Genomic DNA, 16,790 nt, shown 5'->3' with positions numbered 1-16,790 from the left:
ATACGCGTTCTGGCGTGATGAAGGCGCCATCGTCCCACAGGCTTCCGCAGTCAGTGCAGCTCCGTGGTCTGGGTGGCCGGCGATCGCGGCGTGTAGCGCGCCGACACCAGCGCAATGCGCTGGCCGACGCGAACGTAGTGCTGCGGACCGGTCACCGACGCTTCGCCGAACTCCAGCGTCTGGCCATCCAGATCGAGCACGGCCTTCGGCGGCGCCAGCCCGATTTTCGCAGGATCGAAATCACTGGCCGGCCGCCAGCTGAGCACATGCGCCGCGGCGGTATCGGCCAGATCGCCGAGCCGCGCATCGTTGGCGCGTGCCGGGGTGCCGTCGATACGCCACCAGTGAGCCTCGCGTTTTTCATAGTGCATGGCGGGTGTGCCAGGCAAGGTCAGCGTGATGTGGCTGACGCTGGCTGGATCGATCGACGTGAGCGGCCCAGTTTCGTTGCGCGCATCGCGCTGCAGTTGCCAGCCGGCCAACATCAGCAGCGCCAGCACGGCGAGCAGCAGGATCAGGCGCTGGCGGGTGGCGCGTTTCATCGTTCAGCGACGCCGCCGGCGCCACACGATCAAGCCGCCGATCAGCAGCAGCAGCAAGGGTAGAGCGATCAGGAAACTGAAGCTGATCGTGTTCAATTCGGCCTGTGTAATCTGCAGCAGCCGGTCCGGTGCGCCGCGTGGCGGCAGGTTGACCAGCTTGTCGTCGCCCAGCAGCCAGTCGAACACGCGCTCGCCCAGTGCGCGATTGCCGCCGTTGCCGAGAAAAGTATTGGACAGAAAATCGCCGTCGCCGATCACTACCGCGCGCTGCTCGCTCTTGTCCGGGCTCGGCGACAGCCGGCTCAGTGCGAAGCCGAAGTCCAGCGGTCCCTTGAGTTCGCCGGCGCTCGCGTCGAAACGGATGTTCGAAGGCTTGTCGTTGTCGATCGGCTGGAATTCGGTCCAGCTCTGCGCGCCGGAGCGCAGGAACGGTTTGATCGCCCAGCCAGCCTGCGCCACTTGGGCCAGCGCGGACACCTGCGGAAACAGCGTAGTCAGCGTGAAGCCCTGGGTAATCGCCTGCGGCGGGTAATCGCCACGCGCGATCATGCGCGGATCATGCAGACCCAGCGCCGTGCCACCGCCATCGACCAAGACACCGGGCAGCACGTGCACGCCGAGAGCGTCGGCCAGTGGCTTGAGGCCGAGGTCGTCGTTCGCCGGCTCGGTCAGCCACAGCAGGTTGCCGCCGTTCTGCACGTAGCTGACCAATGCCTGCACGGCTCCCGGCGCCAACGCCAGGGTAGGGCTGGCCAGCACGATCAGGTCGGTGTGTTCGGGCACCGTACTGACCTGGGCGAAGTTCAGCGGTACCGCGCGCATGCCGCGCGCTTCCAGTTGGCTGATGAAGGTGCCGAGATCGGCATTCGCCTGGCCGTCGGCACGGCGCTCGCCGTCGCCGCTGACGAACGCGACGATGCGATCGCTGCCGCGTATCAGTCGTTCCAGCGCATTGGTGAGACTGCGTTCGGACAGTTCGTCCAGCCGCTGCTCGCGATCCTTGTAATGCAGGATCAGCGCGCCATCGACCGTGATGCCCAGTTCGCGCATCTTGGCCGGATCGAGCTGCGGGTCGACGAAACGCAGGCCGAGATCCGGTTTCACCGCCTGATAGCGCCGCAGGAAGCCAGCCACGGTCTGGCGCAGGTCGCCCTGCGGGCTCGCGTAGCTGACGATGTCCACCGGGCCGGTCAGCTGGGCCAGCACGGCGCGGCTTTCGGTCGACAGGCTGGCGCGGCCGTTCGCGGTCCAGTCGGCCTCGCGTGCGTAGCGCGTGCTCAGGTAGCCGATGGCAGCGGCCGCCAGCAACAACAGCAGTGCGAACAGCCAGCCGTCCAGACGTCTGAATAGAAGGCGCATCAGCCACGCTCCCTGTCGGCGCTCAGCCGGCGCGTGGCCAGCGCCAGCGCCAGCACGATCAGCAACACGAACCACACGATGTCGGTGCTCGATACCAGCCCACGCAGCAGCGGCTGCAGGTGCGTGCTCATCGCCATCCAGTTGATCGCGCCGCCATTGATGCCGGCCATCTGCGCGCCGAGGTTCACGCTCCACAGCGCCAACGCGAGGATCAAGGAGGCAGCGGCGGCGATCGCCGGGTGCGACGCGAAGGTCGAGCAGGCCACGCCCGCTGCGGCCAGTGCGGCCAGCATCAGCGCGAGGCCCAGCGTGGCGGCGGCCAGCTTGCCCCAGTCGATATGGGTGGCATGGGCCAGCGCCAGCGGCATCGCCAACGTCAACAGCAGCCACAGCAATAGCCAGCCAAGCACCGCCAGATACTTGCCCAGCACAATGCGCGAAGCGGGTACGCCGGCGGCGAACAGCAGCGGCAAGGTGCCATTGCGGCGTTCACCGGCGATGACCGACATGGTCAGCAGCGGCACCACCAGGAACGCCAGCTGGGCGAGCTGGCCAAGCAGCGGTACGCCCACCAGATCGATGAAACCGGGGCCGTCAGGCCGCGCCGCGTTCTGGATCTGTCCAGCCAGGAAACCACCCAGCAGCAAGGTGAAGTTCCACCCCAGCCATGCCAGCGTCAGCGCGGCCAGCACCCAGGCCAGCGGCCGCACCAGCATTCGGCGCCACTCCAGTCGTGTCACGGCCAGGAGGCTCATGCGGCGCGCGCCGGAAGGGTGTTGCCGTTCATCGCAATCTCGAAGAAGGTCCGCTCCAGCGCCGCGTGATCGTCGCTGTGCACGGCGCCGTCGTGGCGCAGCGTGCCCTCATGCAGGATGGCTACGCGATCGCAGACGGCGGTGACTTCGGTCAGCAGGTGGGTGGAAAGAATCACAGCGGTGCCGGCGGCAGACTGTTCGCGGATCAGCGCGCGCAACGCGGCGACCTGCACCGGATCGAGTGCGTTGGCCGGTTCGTCCAGTACCAGCAGGGCGGGACGGTGCAGCAGCGCACAAGCCAATCCCAACCGTTGGCGTTGGCCTTGCGACAGAACGCCGGCCAGGCGCCGCGCCAGCGGTTGCAGTTCCAGTCGCTCGATAATCGCCGAACGTGCCTGCCTCAGCGCCGCGCCATGCAAGCCGCGCAACTGACCGTGCGCGTCCAGATGCTCGCTCACGGTCAGTTCCGGCCACAGCGGGGCACGTTCGGGCAGCCAGCCGATCAGCTGGCGCGCCAGTTCGGGGCGTTCCAGAAAATCCTCGCCGTTCAGTTTGATGCTGCCGCTGTCCGGTCGCAGCGCGCCGGCAATCATCGACAAGGTGGTCGATTTGCCGGCGCCGTTGACGCCCAGCAGGCCCAGCACCTGGCCCGGTGACAAGGCCAGGCTCAGATTCTGCACGGCCGGCCGGCCGGCGCGGCGGCGGCTGAGCTGGTTCAATTGCAGCATGGGGACCACAGATGCGTCAGTTGGCAAGGTCATTGCCTGATTGTCATGGCGCCCCCATGGTTAGACAACAGGTGATTGCCACACATGCGAACTAATGTCGGGTTACTAACGTCCGATTAGCTTCTCCCTCTTGACTGCCTGTTATTCTTGTGGGCCATGCCATGCTGGCGGGTATGGAAACCCCTCGACTAGACTGAATTTGTCCCTTACCCCGGTGCTTTCCATGCTCGATGCAGTGCTCAATTTCCTGAACCACGGTCTTACCAGCGCAAGCTGGGGGCAGATCGTGATCTATATGCTGATCGTGACCCAGCTCACCATCTTCACGGTGACGCTGTACCTGCATCGCAGCCAGACCCATCGCGGCGTGGATTTCCACCCGGTGCTGGCGCACTTTTTTCGTTTCTGGGGTTGGCTCACCACCGGCATGGTCACCCGCGAGTGGGTGGCGGTGCATCGCAAGCATCACGCCAAGGTCGAGACCGAGGAAGATCCGCACAGCCCGATGATCTACGGCATCAAGAAGGTGTTCTGGGACGGCGTGTCGCTGTACCGCGATGCCTGCGAGTCGAAGCAGGACATGGAACAGTACGGCCGCGGTACGCCGGACGACTGGGTCGAGCACAAGGTCTATGGCGCGCATCCGTACTGGGGTCCGACCCTGATGCTGCTGATCAGCATCGCGCTGTTCGGCGTGATCGGCGCCGCATTGTGGGCCGTGCAGATGGTGTGGATCCCGTTCTGGGCCGCCGGTTTCGTCAACGGTATCGGCCACTGGGCCGGCTACCGCAATTTCGAGAGCGCCGACACCGCGCGCAACCTGATCCCGTGGGGTTTCTGGATCGGCGGTGAAGAGCTGCACAACAATCATCATGCCTTCCCGAGCTCAGCCAAGTTCGCGCTGCGCAAGTGGGAGTTCGACATCGGCTGGGCGGCGATCTGCGGCCTGCGCGCGGTGGGTCTGGCCAAGGTGCTGCGCGTGGCGCCGTCGCTGGACGTACGCCCGAATGTGCGCCTGCCCGACGCCGAGACGCTGAAGGCCGTGCTGACCCATCGTTTCCAGGCAATGACCGACTTCTATCGCGGCGTGATCATGCCGACCCTGCGCGACGAAGCCCAGCACGCCGGCGAGAGCCTGAAAGCCGTGCCGCGCCGCATGCGCCTGGCGCTTGCCGACGGCGGCCGCTGGCTGGACCACGAAGGCAGCGCGAAACTGCAGGCCATGCTGGCCAAGCGTCCCACGCTCAACATCGTGTGCGATTTCCGTAACCGCCTCGCGGCGCTGATGGAGCAGCGCGGTGCCGACCAGGCGCTGAAGGGATTGCAGCAGTGGATCCACGAAGCCGAGGAAAGCGGCATTCGCGCCCTGCAGGAATTCGCTCAGCGGCTCAAGGGCTACACTGTCGCGACAGCCGCCTGACCGCCGCAGCGAAAGTACATGCACCAGCAAAACCCGCCGGATTGCGGGTTTTGTTTTTAAGGGATTTCACCGGCCGAGGGGCGGATGGCTTGGCGTGTGCCGTTGATCGACGCAGGCACCCGCCAACTCCGCCGACACCGAATGCGCGGCACGGTGACGGCGTGGGGTTCGCGACCGAGAACAGGCTTGAAACCTTCACCGCATGAAACGTTCGTGCTGTTCCGGCGTTGGCACGAAACAGCTGCGGCTCTGTCCGAAGATGCGATAGCGATGACGGGCCACGAAGCGATACAGCGGATCGCGCAGCCAGCGCGGAACGAGCAGCATGCCGTGGCTCAGCCAGCGCCAACGGCGGCGATCCAGCCCATGCAGCACGCGGGCGATCGCGTCGCTGTCGGTATATCCGCGGCCGTCTTCCACCAGCAGGAAGGACGGCGGTGAATCCGGATCCAGCCCGTGCTCCAGCAGCAAAGCGCGGCCGCTGTCCGATTGCATCGATGCAAAGCGGTAGCGTGCCGCGCTATCGTGCTTCAGCAGAAAGCCCACCCAGCGGCTGCACAACAGGCAGACGCCGTCGAACACGATGACGGGTGCAGTGGATTCAGTGGCCATGCGGCAGCGATTCCAGCCAACCCTGATAACCGATCAGCTCGCCCAGCAACGGCAGCTGCACGGCGACGCTGAAGTGGTAGCGTCCGTCGCGGAAGCCGCTGCGTGACAGTACCTTGCCACGCAGTGCGCGCGGCAGCGGCACGCCGAGCACATGCACGCTGCGTAATTGCCAGTCGATGGCGTCACCATCGCGCTGCAGTGCGAAGCCCAGCGTGGCCAGCCTCAGCCGTTCATACAGCAGCGGTGAGCCGGAACGGCGACCGAGTACGGACTGCATCCGCCGGCTGGTGAAGCGGCGGGTCCACACCTCGCGTGTGCCGCGACGCTCGATGGTCAGAACCAGCGCCTGCTGCGGACCCGGTGAGGGTAGGCCGAGCAGGCGGCGCAGGCAGCGCGCGGGAAAATGGTCGGCGCCAGTGACGTTGGCCAGGCCCTTCGCCCGTAGAAGTGGGGCGGCTCCATGCATGGCTTGTACGACATCCGGCAACTGGCGCCAGATGTCGTCGCCCAGCAGGCCTGGGAACAGGGCAGTGGAGGTCATTTGGAGATGATGCGGGGCGGCTGCCGGGCAGGCAAGCGATCGCCTGGAGAAAAACCTGCGTTATGCGCGAACGGGTTTAGTGCGGATAAGAAAAAACCCGCCATGAAGGCGGGTTTTTGGGAGTCTCACTGGATCCCGGCCTTCGCCGGGATGACGTTCTGGCAGAGGCGTTCGCGCTATGTGCGAACGCGCCAGAACGTCACTTGATCTTGCCTTCCTTGTAGATCACGTGTTTGCGCACGACCGGATCGTACTTCTTGAACTCGAACTTTTCCGGCGTGTTCTTCTTGTTCTTCTGCGTGGTGTAGAAGTGGCCGGTGCCGGCCGAGGAGATCATGCGGATCTTGTCTTGGGTCTTGTTTGCCATGGTTTGATCCTCAGACCTTGTCGCCGCGGGCGCGCATCTCGGCAATCACGGCTTCGATGCCATTCTTGTCGATCGTGCGCAAGGCGTTGTTGGACACACGCAGCTTGATCCAGCGGTTTTCGCTGGCGACCCAGAAGCGACGCTCATGCAGGTTCGGCAACCAGCGGCGACGGGTACGGTTGTTGGCGTGCGAGACGTTGTTGCCGCTCTGCACACCCTTACCGGTGACTTGACATACACGGGCCATGACGACCTCCGTTGAATGACTTCAGAAGCCGGGGCTTTGAAAGTCGGTAAACACCCGTTAGCCAGGGTGACATCGGCCCAGCGGCGCTATGCGCCACGCGATGCTGGAGGTTGTTGCCACGCATGATCGTGAGGTCCGTACCGCGTGGCGGACTGCCCGGAAACACCGGGTCGATCGAGGCGAGCCGCGTATTCTCGCAGAAAAACAAGGCTGTGCGCAATCTGTTCCGCACGACCCGTCGTCGTCCAGCGTGCGTGCCGAGGGGATGTATGGAACAATCGACCTCTTTTTCGACCTGACAAGACCCCGAGGAACTCCCGATGGCGCAAGAAATCACCAACGACCAGGCCAGCGGCCAGGCCAGTCAGCCGCAGCTGGTGATGCAGAAGATCTATGTGAAGGATGTTTCCTTCGAGGCGCCGAATGCGCCGCAGATCTTCCAGGAAATCGACGGGCAGGATCAGCCGCAGGTGCAGCTGAACCTGGGTCAGAAGGCCACCGATCTGGGCAACAGCCTGTATGAAGTGGTGCTCAGCCTCACGCTGACGTGCACTGTCGGCCAGCGCACCGCCTATCTGGCCGAAGTGGAGCAGGCCGGCCTGTTCGGCATCGCCGGCTTCAACGAGATGGATCATGCCGGGATCATCGGCAGCTATTGCCCGAACCTGCTGTTTCCGTATGCCCGCCAGGTGATTTCCTCGCTGGTGCTGGAAGGGGGTTTCCCGCCGTTCCTGCTGCAGCCGATCAATTTCGACGCACTGTTCGCCGAGCAGCAGCGTCGCGCCATGGGTGGCGACGAGGTCCCGGCCACGCTCAACAGCTGAGTTGACGGCATGGTTGAAAACCCGAAGCTGACCGTTCTCGGCGCCGGCTCCTGGGGCACGGCGCTGGCGGCATTGACCGCGCGCAACGGTGTGCCGACCCGATTGTGGGGACGTGACCGCGCGGCATTGGCGGCGATCGCGGCGAGTCGTTGCAACCAGCGCTATCTGCCGGACATCGAACTGCCGCTGGAGCTGGGCTACGAAAGCGATCTGGCCAGCGCGGTGCGCGGTGCGGACATCGTGCTGATCGTGGTGCCCAGCCATGCGTTCTCCTCGATGCTGGTCGAACTGGCGCCGCTGCTCGACGCCAACACCGCGATCGCATGGGCGACCAAGGGCTTCGAACCGGGTACCGGGCGTTTCCTGCATGAACTGGTGGCCGAACAGCTGCCCGGCCGCGCCGCGGCGGTGGTCACCGGCCCGTCGTTCGCGAAGGAAGTGGCGGCCGGCCTGCCCAGCGCGGTCACCGTGCATTCGGACGACGCGGCGTTCGCTCAGCAGCTGGCCAGCCTTCTGCACGCGCCGAATCTGCGCGCGTATTCCGGCGGCGACATGCTGGGTGCCGAACTCGGCGGCGCGATGAAGAACGTTCTGGCGGTGGCCACCGGCATCGCCGATGGCATGCAGCTGGGCCTGAACGCCCGCGCCGGCCTGATCACCCGCGGCATGAACGAGATGCTGCGCCTCGGCGTGGCGCTCGGCGCGCGACCGGAGACGCTGATCGGCCTGTCCGGCCTCGGCGATCTGGTGCTGACCTGCACCGGCGACCTGTCGCGCAACCGGCGGCTCGGTCTTGCGCTGGGCCAAGGCGTGGCGATCGATGAAGCGGTACGGCAGATCGGTCAGGTGGTGGAGAGCATTCTCAGCGCTGACGAAGTGGCGCGGCTGGCCGACAAGCACGGGCTGGACCTGCCGATCAGTGCCGGCGTGCGCGCCGTGCTGCACGGCGAGGTCACCCCGGTCGAAGGGCTCAAGGCGTTGATGGCGCGCGAGCAGAAGCCGGAATATCCGCAAGGTCTGTTCGGCACCGCCTGAATCCCTTTCCGGTCGCGATGCGGGTTCCTCGATCCGCATGCACGACGACCATCGCAACTCGCCTCTGCGCTGCTAAGCTCAACGTTTTGGTTGTCGCCACGGATCGCATGCGCATGCAGCAACCGGACGAGAAACAGCACGCCGGCACAGGGCCAGTCGGCGAGGACGAAGCCTTGCCGCAGGCGTGGCGACGGCTGCTCGCTGCGCCCAAGCCAGTGGTGACCGATGACCATGGCGTGCTCGGTTTCTTTCTGGAAGTGATGCCGGAAGAAGGCGCCGCATTTGCCCGGCTGGATGCGGCACCGGTACTGCTGACGGTGGCCGAACACGGCCGCTACGTGCGACCGGTACCGCTGGACAGCCGGCACCTGGCGCAGTCGCCGCTGCAGCCGCACGAACAACGCCTCGCCGCCACCATGCTCGGATTGCCGCAGAACGTGCGCAAAACCCGCAGCTATGCACGCCTCAGCGGCCATGTCGGCGATACCTTGCTCGCCGAGATCCTCGATACCGCACCGTGTTTTCTGGGCGGCCTGGCCGGGTTGCGGCTGTCGCGCGGCAAGTCGCACCAGCTCAACTGGCATTGGCAGATGGAACCGGACGGCAGTCAGCGTCTGCTGCCCTTGCTGCCGCACAGCCAGCGCCTGCTGCGCATCGATGGCCTTTGGTATCTCGACGCCGAGCGTGCCACCGTGGGCTTGTTCGATGCCGCGGCCGAGGAAACCCACTGGCTGGATCTGCCGCCGCTGAAACACGAGCACGGCCGCCGCCTGCGCAATCGCCTGCCGGGCAGCCGGCTGGCCACGCGGGTGCCGTTGCCGCAGGTGTTCGGCGAGGTGCGTCGCTCGGAGCTGGCGCCGAAGCCGGTGCTGACCATGCACGCGCTGACCCGGCATGCCCGGCTGGCTGCCGGCACACCGCCCCTGGGCTATGCGCGGCTGGCGTTCGACTACGCCGGTGAACGCTTGCCCGGCCGCGGCGGCGAGCCACTGGTTCGCCGCGTGCGCAACGGCCAGCTGGTCGAGATCACCCGCCGCCGCGCCGAAGAATTGTCGGCGATGGAGCAGCTCGAACGCGCCGGCCTCACCCCTGGCGTGGACACCGAAGGCCTGCCGTGGGACGTAGCCGAGACCTTGCCCGAGGATGCCTGGCTGTTTCCCGGCACCGGTTACGCCGGGGCGCTGGAAGTCAACACGCCGGCACGCTGGCTGGCTCTGCGGCCGAAGCTCGAACAGGAAAATTTCCAGGTCGAGTACGCACCGAGCTTTCCGTTCGAAGTACTGGAAGGCCCGGTGCGCTGGTATGGCCAGGCGGTGGAAGACGCCGACGATCATGCGTTCGACCTGGAAATCGGCATCGAGCTCGATGGCCAGCGGCATAACCTGTTGCCCGCGGTGGCGCAGGCGCTGGCCGAGCATCAGTTGAACCTGCGTCCCGCGCCGAACGAGCCGGAAGACGCAGTGTGGTACGCGCCGGTCGATGCGCGCCGCCGCGTGCCGGTGCGGCTGAAGGAGCTGCGCGGCCTGCTGGCACCGCTGGCCGAATATCTGGAGAAGCCGCGCAAGAAGCTCCATCTGCCGCGAGTGCAGGCCGGCCGGCTGGAGGAGCTCGTCGCGGCGATGCCCCGCGGCAGCACGCTGGAAGCGGCCGAGCCGCTGCTCGGTTTCGCCGCGCGCCTGCGCGATGCCGCCGAGCGTGCCAGCGATGCGGTGCCGGAAGGGCTCACGGTGGAGATGCGGCCGTACCAGCGCGAGGGTCTGCGCTGGTTGAACGCATTGGCCGAAGCCGGCGTCGGCGGCGTACTGGCCGACGACATGGGCCTGGGCAAGACGCTGCAGCTGATCACCCATCTGCTGTCGCTGAAACAGAGCGGCGCACTGACCCAGCCGGCGTTGATCGTGGTGCCGACCAGCCTGATTCCGAACTGGCAATCGGAGATCACGCGCTTCGCCCCGATGCTGCATGTATTGACCTTGCACGGCCCGCAACGGGCCGAAGAATTCGCCCAGCTCGGCGCGCAGGACATCGTGCTGACCAGTTACGCGCTGCTGCCGCGCGACGTGGTCACTTTGAGAAAGCAATCCTTTGCGCTGATCGTGCTGGACGAGGCGCAGCAGGTGAAGAACCCGCGTACGCAGGCGCGCCGCGCGCTGCTCAGCCTGCGCACGCCGCGCTACGTCTGCCTCACCGGTACGCCGCTGGAAAACCACCTGGGCGAGTTGTGGTCGCAGATCGATCTGGCGGTGCCTGGCCTGCTTGGCGACGAAGGCGCATTCCGCCGCTTCTACCGCGTGCCGATCGAGAAGCAGCACGACGAGGAATGCCAGCAGCGGCTCAACCTGCGCCTGGCGCCCTTCATCCTGCGCCGGACCAAGGCGCAGGTGGCCAAGGAGTTGCCGCCGAAGACCGAGATCACCCGCCGGGTGGTGCTGGAAGGTCGCCAGCGCGAACTGTACGAAGGCCTGCGCCTGTCGCTGGCGGAGGAATTGCGCGAGGTGATCGCCCAGCGCGGCATCGCGCACTCCGGCATCGTGGTGCTCGATGCGCTGCTCAAGCTGCGCCAGGTCTGCTGCGATCCGCGGCTGGTGAAACTCGAAGTGGCGCGCGGCGTGCACGAATCGGCCAAGTTCGAACTGCTGATGGACATGCTGCCGGCGCTGCTCGACGAAGGCCGCAAGGTGCTGCTGTTCTCGCAATTCACCGGCATGCTGAAGCTGATCGCGGCCGAGCTCGATCGCCGGCGCATCCGCTATGTGACCCTCACTGGCGAGACGCGTGATCGCGCCGAACCGGTGCAGCGTTTCCAGAACGGCGAGGTACCGTTGTTCCTGCTGTCGCTGAAGGCCGGCGGCGTGGGCCTCAACCTCACGGCGGCCGACACCGTGATCCACTACGACCCGTGGTGGAACCCGGCTGCCGAGGCCCAGGCCAGCGACCGTGCCCATCGCATCGGCCAGGACAAGCCGGTATTCGTGTTCCGCCTGATCACCAGCGGCACGGTGGAAGAGCGCATCGAAGAGCTGAAAGCGCGCAAGGCCGAACTGGCCGCGGCCGTGCTGGAAGGTGGCGGCAGCCGCGAAAAACTCAGTTTCGATCAGGTCGACCTGGATACCTTGCTGGCACCGGGCTGACGACTTCGTACGTTGTCAGTTCAACGCATCGCTCAAGACGACGGCGGCATGCGCGTGCGCAGCAACGCGTCGACGGATTGCTGCCATTGCGGCGAGCCCGGTTTCGATTGCGGCGCTTCCTGCCCCAGCTTGTTCTGCACGGCCTGATTCCATTCGGCCGAACCGCGCTGCGGACCCTGTTCGTCGATACCCAGCGATTGATCGACCCATGCGTACCATTCGGCAGAGCCTAGCGCGGCATTGGCTGGCGCGGCTTGGCCAGTCGCAGGTTGCGACGGCGTCGGCGTGGGCGAGCACGCGGCGAGCAGCAGGGCAAGCGGGAGACTGGCGACGAGTCGGCGCATGAGTAGCTCCGTGGGCGATTGCTCGGGAGCCTATCGTCTGTGCGCACGCGGGGGATTAATTTTTCATGATGCCGGCAAACATCATTCAGGTCCTGCAGTGAAGGCGCTCACGCCGCGCAGGGAATCCGCTCAGTCGCGCGCGGCAACCTCGTCGATATTTCGCAGCAGGTCGGCAGGATCGTCGTACACGCGGAACGCGCCCGACTGCTGCAGCTCCGCCAGCCCGTAGCCGCCGGAGAGCAGACCCACGCCGAGCGCACGGGCACGCTGTGCGGCGAGCATGTCCCACACGCTGTCGCCGATCACCAGCGAATGATGGATGTCGACGCCCAGTCGCGCAGCGGCGGCGAGAAACAGATCCGGATCGGGCTTGGCATGACGCACCTGGTCGCGCGTCACCACCGGTATCTTCGACGGGTCGACACCCAGTGCTTCGAGATTGTGCGCTGCGGTCTGCATACGCCCGCTGGTGGCGATCGCCCAGGGGATGTCTTGCGCGGTCAGGTAGGCCAGCAGCTCGCGCGCTCCCGGCAGGGGCCGTACCGAGCCCTGTGTGTGCTGCCGGTTGAACGCCTCGGCATGCCATTCGCGCAGCCGTGCCAGTCGCTCCGCGGTGATCTCCAGCCCGGTCTCGCGCAGCAGGATATTCGCGAACAGGCCGCCGCTCATGCCGATCTTGCGATGGATGCGCCACACCGACAGCTCCACGCCTTCCTTGTCCAGCGCTTCCTTCCACGCCAGCACATGCTGGTACACGCTGTCGACCAGGGTGCCGTCGAGGTCGAACAGGAAGGCGGTGTCGTTGCGGGGCATAAGGATTCTCCGGGAAATCGCATCAATGCAGCAGATTGATCTTGCGCAACCCGCGCCGGAGCGCATCGAGATTGCCGCCCGCTGGCCAGCCGATCACCGTGTCGACGACGGCGCCATGATCGAGGAAGTAGAACGTGGGGGTGTCGAAACGCTCGACCATCGGCAAGGTGGCATTGTCGTAGGCAATACCGAGCCGCAAGGCGGGATGCGCCTGGTTCCAGTCGCGCACGGCATCGAAGGCGGTGACCTCGCTGGCGGACGCTACCCATTGCGCATATCCGCGGAACAGGTCGCGCAACAATGGATCGGCTTCGATGTCGCGCGCGGCGTCCGCGGAGAAATGGCAGCCGGTCGAGGCCAGCACGATGACCTGCGCAGGGGCGCGGATATTGAAGCGGAAACGCACCAGCTCGCGTTTGTGTGTGTCCAGCATGGCTATCCACAGGCTGGGCTGGTTGTCGCGGATACGATTGAACGTGCGCATCAGTGGCGGCGGGCGACGTTCGATCGAGGGGTGAGCGGCGAGCACCGTGCGGGCTTCGTCGCTGTGATGGGCGGCCAGCAGCGCATCATAGAGATCGCTGGCATGTGGACGGTCGACCTCATGGCGGCGTTCCAGTTCGGCGAAGTCGCGGCGCATGTCGGCGAGGTAATCCGGCTGGCCGGTGGCATGGAACGCCAGCGTCGCGGCGCGGAACAGCAGCTCCACGTCGCGGTCGCCGAGCGAATGCATGCGTGCGTTGGTCTGTTCGGGCGCAAACCCCGCGGCATAGCTGTGCGAGATCGCCAGCGCCGATCCGGCGTTTCCAGCGGCCTGCCCGGAGGCGCTCAGCCACTGGTCGTAGGCGGGTTCCAGTGTGCTCGCCTGGTCGCCGGTGGCCGGGCGCGGGGTGCTGCGGGCATCCAGGTCCAGCGCATAGCTTTGCGCGCCAAACAGTTGCAGCAGGACATAGGCCCGCTGGCGGGTGAGTTCGTAGCGCAGGTCCTCAAGGTTCATGCCGCCAAGCCCACGCTCCTGGAACACCAGGCTGTCGAGGAATCGACGTTGTGCGCCGGGCGTAAGCCAGCTCAGCGGCGAGTTTGCCGATGGCGTGTCGCGCAGGTAGACATCCAGCTCCGCGCGCGTGGTGATCGGCTTGGTCGGTATGGCCAGCGTCGGGTTGCGGGTGACACCGGCATCCGGCGATTGCGCTGCCAGCGCGGTGAATGGCAGCGCCAGCAGCAACAGCAGACGGAAGATGGTGGTGTACGGCATACGCAGTCCCCGCATTCCATCGAAAGGATTCGCGCCGGCCCGTAGCGTCGCGGCAGGCTATCGCTGCGGCAGCAGCGACCGACCCGATTCCATCACCGCCAGCGCCGCGGCGCCGAGCAGGCCCGGTTCGGGATTCATGATCGCCTGAGTCGGTACCTTTTCCATGATGTCGCGGAAGCGGCCCTTCGCCTCGAAGCGCTCGCGGAAGCGTCCGCGTTCCAGCCAGGGCAGCAGGATCGGGATCAGTCCGCCGGTGAGGTAGACCCCGTTCCAGGCGCCCAGCGTGAGCACCAGGTCGCCGGCGACGCTGCCGAAGATGCCGGCGAAGGTTTCCACCGTGCGGGTGCACAGCGGACAGCCGTCGACCTTGGCGCGGGCGGTGATGTCCTCGGGCTTGAGGTCCTCGGGTTGGGCTCCGACGATGTGGCAAATCGCGTCGTAGAGATTCACCAGGCCCTGGCCGCAGATCAGCCGCTCGTTGGACACGCGCCCGTACTTCTGGTTGAGATAATTGAGGATCGCGATGTCCTCGGGCGAATGGGCAGCGAAGCCGGCGTGACCGCCCTCGGTCTGCAGCACGCTGCAATGGCCGCCGCGTACCAGCAGGCCGCCGACGCCGAGGCCGGTGCCCGGGCCGACGATGGCGAAGGTCTGCTCGTCCTCGGCACCGACCACCGGGCGCGGCACCGTGCCCACGTCGACCAGATCGTCGCCGTGCAGCAGTGTCACCGCCATGCTCTGCGCGGCGAAATCGTTGACCAGGTGTACGTATTCCAGACCCAGCGCGGTGGCGGTTTGATGAGCCGAGATCGCCCACGGATTGTTGGTGACCTTGACGGTCTCGCCGTCGACGATGCGCCCAGCCGCGGCCACGATGGCGCGGCTCACCTGCAAGCCGGTATCGGCGAGATATTGCTTCGCGGTGGAGACCAGCGAATCGTGCTCGGCCACGCGGTAGCGCCTGATGCTGTCGGGCAGCAACGGCCTGTCGCGCGATGGATCCGCCACGCCGAAGCGGACATTGGTGCCGCCGAGATCGACCAGCAGGGTGGGGGCGGTAACGCGCATCGGTGCTCCATCGGGTGATACGGAAAACAGCAAGCCTGCCGTGAATGCGGGCCAGCGTCCAGCACCGGTCGCATCCGGCATGCCGGGCCGCTGTGCGCGTGCCGGGAGGTCCTACGGTTTGCTCACGTGCTTGCCGCCCTTGGCAGGTGGCTTGTGGCCCCCATGCTTGGGCTTGTGGCCCTTATGCTTGGGTGGTGGGGCGCCCGGCCCCGCCCGCAAGGCGCCGAACAAGGCTTGTCCGTCCGGACTCCCCAGTCCGGTGCAGGCGTCCCAGCCCTTACCTGCTACGTAGCTGCCATTGTTGCCCTGGGTGATATCGCGGAACACCTTGCTGCTGGCGCGATACAGGGCGGCATTCGCGGCACCCAGCGAATGGCCGAGCTGCTGGTTGAGACGGGCCACCAGCGCGGCCCACAACGGCGCGACCGCGCTGGTGCCACCGATCACCTCGTCCTGGCCGTCCACCCGCACGGCGTAGCCGGTGAGCGGATCCGCGTTGCCGGCAATATCCGGCACGCCGCGACCGACGAAGCCGCCCGCTGCCGCCGGCACGCCCGCATTCGCCTGCCAGGTGGGCAGCGCGAACACGGTACTGACACCGCCGCCGGTGGCGCCTTCGTTGCCGGCGGTCTCATTCCACACCACTTCACTGCTGATCTTGCTGCCGCTGCCGACCAGCTCGGTACCGCCGCAGGCCAGCACCGATGGACTGGAGGCAGGGAAATCCACATGGGGCTGCCCATCGCTCTCGCCGTCGCTGGAGCCGTTGTCGCCCGAGGCCACGGTCACCGTCACGCCGAGTGCGGCGGCGTCCTCCAGCGCGGTTTCCATGGCATTGCGCGATGCCGTACTCCAGCCGTCCTCGGGGGCGCCCCAGCTGATCGACATCGCCGTGGCCGGCTGGCTGCTGCTGTGCGCGGCCTGCGAGATCGCATTGTAGAAACCCTGATCGGTATTCGGGGCGAAATAGACCGCCAGCGTGGCTGCCGGAGCCAGCGAACCGCAGATCTCGATGTCCAGCATCACTTCCGCGTCCGCGGCGCCGCCGGGCGTATTGCTGCCGCCGTCGACGGAAACGGCAGTGATCGAAGGCGTCGCCAGGCCGAGTGACTTGAAGTAGGTGTCCAGATCGGCCTGCCGGTAACCGCCGCCGAGCTCGATGATCGCAATGGTCTGGCCGCTGCCGTCGGTGCCGGCGGGAAAGTTGTACAGCTGGCCTACCTGCGGCGGTGTGTAGGTCGTGCTCGGCTGCGCTCGTGCGATGCGGAAATGCGGCTGGGCGACCGGGCGCCGGTCCAGTCCCAGTACGGCGATCACCGCCGGGTCGGGCAGGGTGGGTGCCTGCGCGCAGCAGACGCAGGTTGTGCCGCCGGGCGTCAGCTCGTAGCGCCCCAGCTGCACGCCGAACGCTTGCTGCAGCGACTGCACCGTGCCGCTCAGATGCAGCGTGCGTCGTTCCGGTTCGCAGGCCAGTTCGCGCAGGCCGTGCTGGCGGCTGAAGCTGCGCAGTCGTTCCACGTCGGCCGGATCGGCGCCGTGGCGCGCTACAAAATCGGCGTGCCGGGCGCTGAATGATGCTGACGGGGTCAATGGCGTACTCAGCGGACTCTTGCGCCGCAGTACCAAGGTCACGTCTAGCGTTTCGTCCGGGCCATGCGGCCCCAGATAGCGGGCGCCGGCAGGCAAATGCCAGTGGGAAGTCGCGGCGGTGGACTTGGTCTTGCTCATGGGCTTCCTCCGGTGGGGAAC

The 16,790-nt window shown here is 66.3% G+C and carries 17 protein-coding genes; 4 read left to right on the top strand and 13 right to left on the bottom strand.

Annotated features, from left to right (window positions below):
- Positions 1-50 precede the first annotated feature (50 nt).
- Genes BUA26_RS06960 through BUA26_RS06945 form a run of 4 tightly spaced genes read right to left on the bottom strand, consistent with a single transcriptional unit; the run spans position 51 to position 3,384 of the window.
- Positions 51-542, bottom strand: a complete 492-nt coding sequence (locus BUA26_RS06960; RefSeq protein WP_072759014.1) for a hypothetical protein — start codon at positions 540-542, stop codon at positions 51-53.
- Positions 543-545: 3 nt separating this feature from the next.
- A complete protein-coding gene (locus BUA26_RS06955) occupies positions 546-1,901 on the bottom strand; it encodes a GldG family protein (protein ID WP_072759013.1) in 1,356 nt (451 codons plus the stop codon).
- Positions 1,901-2,656 (bottom strand): ABC transporter permease, encoded by a 756-nt coding sequence (locus BUA26_RS06950; protein WP_072759012.1) that lies wholly within the window; start codon positions 2,654-2,656, stop codon positions 1,901-1,903. Before BUA26_RS06950 ends, BUA26_RS06955 begins: the two co-directional genes overlap by 1 nt.
- Positions 2,653-3,384, bottom strand: coding sequence for an ABC transporter ATP-binding protein (locus BUA26_RS06945; protein WP_255368192.1), 732 nt, complete (start codon positions 3,382-3,384; stop codon positions 2,653-2,655). Before BUA26_RS06945 ends, BUA26_RS06950 begins: the two co-directional genes overlap by 4 nt.
- 223 nt (positions 3,385-3,607) lie before the next feature.
- Between BUA26_RS06945 and BUA26_RS06940 the strand changes: the two genes are divergently transcribed.
- Positions 3,608-4,804 (top strand): DesA family fatty acid desaturase, encoded by a 1,197-nt coding sequence (locus tag BUA26_RS06940; RefSeq protein WP_072759010.1) that lies wholly within the window; start codon positions 3,608-3,610, stop codon positions 4,802-4,804.
- Between the two features lie 195 nt (positions 4,805-4,999).
- Here the strand turns inward: BUA26_RS06940 and BUA26_RS06935 are convergent, their stop codons facing one another.
- The 4 genes from BUA26_RS06935 to rpmB all read right to left on the bottom strand — a co-directional run bounded on the left by BUA26_RS06935 (position 5,000) and on the right by rpmB (position 6,571).
- Positions 5,000-5,416 carry a thiol-disulfide oxidoreductase DCC family protein gene (locus BUA26_RS06935; RefSeq protein WP_072759009.1) on the bottom strand — a complete coding sequence of 139 codons (417 nt, stop codon included), beginning with the start codon at positions 5,414-5,416 and terminating at the stop codon, positions 5,000-5,002.
- Positions 5,406-5,957: a DUF4166 domain-containing protein gene (locus BUA26_RS06930; protein WP_072759008.1), complete on the bottom strand. Its 552-nt coding sequence runs from the start codon at positions 5,955-5,957 to the stop codon at positions 5,406-5,408. Before BUA26_RS06930 ends, BUA26_RS06935 begins: the two co-directional genes overlap by 11 nt.
- A gap of 199 nt (positions 5,958-6,156) precedes the next feature.
- Complete coding sequence (gene rpmG / locus BUA26_RS06925) at positions 6,157-6,324, bottom strand: 50S ribosomal protein L33 (RefSeq protein WP_072759007.1); 168 nt, start codon at positions 6,322-6,324, stop codon at positions 6,157-6,159.
- 10 nt (positions 6,325-6,334) lie between these two features.
- Positions 6,335-6,571 (bottom strand): 50S ribosomal protein L28, encoded by a 237-nt coding sequence (gene rpmB, locus BUA26_RS06920; RefSeq protein ID WP_072759006.1) that lies wholly within the window; start codon positions 6,569-6,571, stop codon positions 6,335-6,337.
- A gap of 320 nt (positions 6,572-6,891) precedes the next feature.
- Here rpmB and secB point away from each other — a divergent pair, with 320 nt between their 5' ends.
- The 3 genes from secB (at position 6,892) to BUA26_RS06905 (ending at position 11,561) form a co-directional block, all read left to right on the top strand.
- The gene (gene secB / locus BUA26_RS06915; RefSeq protein WP_072759005.1) at positions 6,892-7,395 is read left to right on the top strand and encodes a protein-export chaperone SecB; all 504 of its coding nucleotides are present in this window, start codon (positions 6,892-6,894) and stop codon (positions 7,393-7,395) included.
- A 9-nt stretch (positions 7,396-7,404) separates the two neighbouring features.
- Complete coding sequence (locus tag BUA26_RS06910; RefSeq protein WP_072759004.1) at positions 7,405-8,430, top strand: NAD(P)H-dependent glycerol-3-phosphate dehydrogenase; 1,026 nt, start codon at positions 7,405-7,407, stop codon at positions 8,428-8,430.
- A gap of 113 nt (positions 8,431-8,543) precedes the next feature.
- A complete protein-coding gene (locus BUA26_RS06905) occupies positions 8,544-11,561 on the top strand; it encodes a DEAD/DEAH box helicase (protein ID WP_072760140.1) in 3,018 nt (1,005 codons plus the stop codon).
- A 32-nt stretch (positions 11,562-11,593) separates the two neighbouring features.
- Here BUA26_RS06905 and BUA26_RS06900 read toward each other — a convergent pair whose 3' ends face one another.
- The 5 genes from BUA26_RS06900 to BUA26_RS06880 form a co-directional block, all read right to left on the bottom strand.
- Positions 11,594-11,905, bottom strand: coding sequence for a hypothetical protein (locus BUA26_RS06900; protein ID WP_072759003.1), 312 nt, complete (start codon positions 11,903-11,905; stop codon positions 11,594-11,596).
- A 129-nt stretch (positions 11,906-12,034) separates the two neighbouring features.
- Positions 12,035-12,718 carry an HAD family hydrolase gene (locus BUA26_RS06895; RefSeq protein WP_072759002.1) on the bottom strand — a complete coding sequence of 228 codons (684 nt, stop codon included), beginning with the start codon at positions 12,716-12,718 and terminating at the stop codon, positions 12,035-12,037.
- A gap of 22 nt (positions 12,719-12,740) precedes the next feature.
- The gene (locus tag BUA26_RS06890) at positions 12,741-13,973 is read right to left on the bottom strand and encodes a hypothetical protein (protein WP_072759001.1); all 1,233 of its coding nucleotides are present in this window, start codon (positions 13,971-13,973) and stop codon (positions 12,741-12,743) included.
- A 57-nt stretch (positions 13,974-14,030) separates the two neighbouring features.
- Complete coding sequence (gene glk / locus BUA26_RS06885; protein WP_072759000.1) at positions 14,031-15,041, bottom strand: glucokinase; 1,011 nt, start codon at positions 15,039-15,041, stop codon at positions 14,031-14,033.
- A gap of 111 nt (positions 15,042-15,152) precedes the next feature.
- A complete protein-coding gene (locus tag BUA26_RS06880) occupies positions 15,153-16,769 on the bottom strand; it encodes a S53 family peptidase (RefSeq protein ID WP_072758999.1) in 1,617 nt (538 codons plus the stop codon).
- Between the last annotated feature and the right edge of the window lie 21 nt (positions 16,770-16,790).

It is taken from the genome of Rhodanobacter sp. OK091 (assembly GCF_900142825.1).
In the GTDB taxonomy this organism is placed as follows: Bacteria; Pseudomonadota; Gammaproteobacteria; order Xanthomonadales; family Rhodanobacteraceae; genus Rhodanobacter.
The sequence above is the reverse complement of the archived record's forward strand: the minus strand, read 5'-3'. Positions and strand labels throughout refer to the sequence as shown.